The organism is Enterorhabdus sp. P55 (assembly GCF_009911695.1).
GTDB lineage: Bacteria > Actinomycetota > Coriobacteriia > Coriobacteriales > Eggerthellaceae > Enterorhabdus.
This window is the reverse complement of the sequence record NZ_QWKK01000201.1, coordinates 1-1,952: the sequence shown is the minus strand read 5'-3', so window position 1 is coordinate 1,952 and position 1,952 is coordinate 1. Positions and strand designations below refer to the sequence as shown.

The window sequence follows — 1,952 nt, the reverse complement described above, 5'->3', positions numbered from 1 at the left end:
GGGGGCGGGATGCGGGGTGCAGGCGCAGCGCGGGAAGGACGGGGTGCGAGATGCGGACGCTGGCAGGATGTGGGGCGTGGGCAGAGGCGGAACGCCAGTGCGCGCAAGGAAGCGGCGCGAGAGGGGGCGGGACGCGGGATGCGGGCGCTGGCAGGGGGTGCATGGAAGCGGGGCGCCGGCGCACGGACGGAGCACACGCGGGAGCGGGGTGCTGCGGCGCGCACGGCCCGAGGCGGCCGAGGCGCCAACCTCCCCGTCGCGAGGGCCGGCGGGGCTAGCCCCAGCTGCCGGAGACGCCGCGGCCGGCCCCGGAGGCCTCGCGGCCAAGCGTCTCCAGGGCTGAGGCGTGGGCGACGTCATCGCCATAGCGGCGCGCCTGGGCGTAGCCCTCGCGCACGAGGACGCCGTTGAGCATCTTCTCGCCTATCTCGCCCGCGTCGTCCGGGCTGGCCGGCTCCTCCAGCCATACGTAGCGCAGCAGGCGGCCGTATTGGTCGACATCGTTCTCGTCGCGCTCGAGCCACACCGCGTCACCACGCTTGACCAGGCTCTTCGTGAAGGCCGCAGCATCCTCGCCCTCAGGCGTGTTGCGCTCAGGCTCGGGCGCCACGCTCTCCGGGCAGTCGATGCCGATGAGCCGCACGCGCTCCTCGCGGCCGTCGATGGACACGACGAGCGTGTCGCCGTCCACCACCCGCACGACCGTCGCCTGCTCAAGGGCCGCCCCGTCCGGGTCGCCCGGCGCCCCGGACGCCACCGGCGCGCGATCCGATCCCGCCCCGAGGCCGTCCGGCCCCAAGCCCGCCGCCCCGCCGCCGACGGCCAGCACGAGCGCGAGCGCCGCCACCACCGTGACGACCGGGTGGCGCAGCACGAGCCCGTCAAGCACTCGCCTCATCGCGCGCCCACCTTCGCCGTCCCTCTTCGCATCGCCCATCTTCCGCGTCCTTTCGCCTAGCCGCCATCGGCTGTTCTCGGATCCATCTTATCCGAGCGGCCGCGAGCGCCTGCGGTCATCGGGTATCATGTTGGCCGTATGTAGACAGACGGCCGCCGCGCGCGGCCCGAGGACGGGGAGGCGCCCATGGAGGCCTACAAGCAGGAGTTCATCGAGTTCATGGTGGCAAGCGACGTGCTGAAGTTCGGCGACTTCACCCTGAAGAGCGGTCGGAAGTCCCCCTTCTTCATGAACGCGGGCGCCTACGTCACCGGCGAGCAGCTCCACCGCCTGGGCCTGTACTACGCGCAGGCCATCAACGCGAGCTTCGGGCTCGACTTCGACGTGGTGTTCGGGCCGGCTTACAAGGGCATCCCGCTTGCGGTGGTCACCACCATGGCGCTCAGCGAGCTCTACGGCAAGGAGGCGCGCTACTGCTCCAACCGCAAGGAGGCCAAGGACCACGGCGCAGACGCGGGCAGCCTGCTCGGGTCAGAGCTGCGCGACGGCGACCGCGTCGTGATGGTGGAGGACGTGACCACGTCAGGCAAGTCCATCGACGAGACCTACCCGATCCTGAAGGCGGCGGCCGACGTGGACGTGCGCGGACTCGTCGTATCGCTCAACCGCATGGAGCGCGGGCGCGGCGGCGTGGTGACCGCGCAGCGCGAGATCGAGGAGCGCTACGGCTTCCCCGTGGCGTCCATCGTGTCGATGGCCGAGGTGCGCGAGTACCTGGCCGGGCGCGAGGTGGGCGGGCGCGCGGTCATCGACGATGACGTCGCCGCCGCGCTTGACGCCTACTACGCCGAGTGGGGCGCCGAGGCATAGGGAGCCGAGCCAGCTCGCCGAGGCTGCCCGGCCACGGGCGCCCGCGACGGCGCCCGTGGCCTCGTCGTGGGCGCCGCGTGCTCGGCGTAGGAGCGCCCGCGGCGGGCCAGGTGCCGCATGCCCCCTTGCGCCGCAGGCGGCCCCACGGCGCAGACGGCGGATGGCGGCCAGTCGATCGGGCGCG

General features: G+C 72.9%; 2 protein-coding genes. One reads left to right on the top strand and one right to left on the bottom strand.

What is annotated here, in order from left to right; all coding sequences use genetic code 11:
• Nucleotides 1-274: 274 nt before the first annotated feature.
• Nucleotides 275-898, bottom strand: coding sequence for a thermonuclease family protein (locus D1643_RS10760; protein WP_160710606.1), 624 nt, complete (start codon nucleotides 896-898; stop codon nucleotides 275-277).
• A gap of 186 nt (nucleotides 899-1,084) precedes the next feature.
• On the opposite strand from D1643_RS10760, the gene pyrE reads away from it, so the two are divergent.
• A complete protein-coding gene (gene pyrE / locus D1643_RS10755) occupies nucleotides 1,085-1,768 on the top strand; it encodes an orotate phosphoribosyltransferase (RefSeq protein ID WP_160710605.1) in 684 nt (227 codons plus the stop codon).
• Nucleotides 1,769-1,952 lie beyond the last annotated feature (184 nt).

Bases quoted from the DNA above. Each gene is read 5' to 3' on its own strand.
- D1643_RS10760 (WP_160710606.1), bottom strand. From the start codon at position 898: ATGAGGCGAGTGCTTGACGGGCTCGTGCTGCGCCACCCGGTCGTCACG.
- pyrE (WP_160710605.1), top strand. From the start codon at position 1,085: ATGGAGGCCTACAAGCAGGAGTTCATCGAGTTCATGGTGGCAAGCGAC.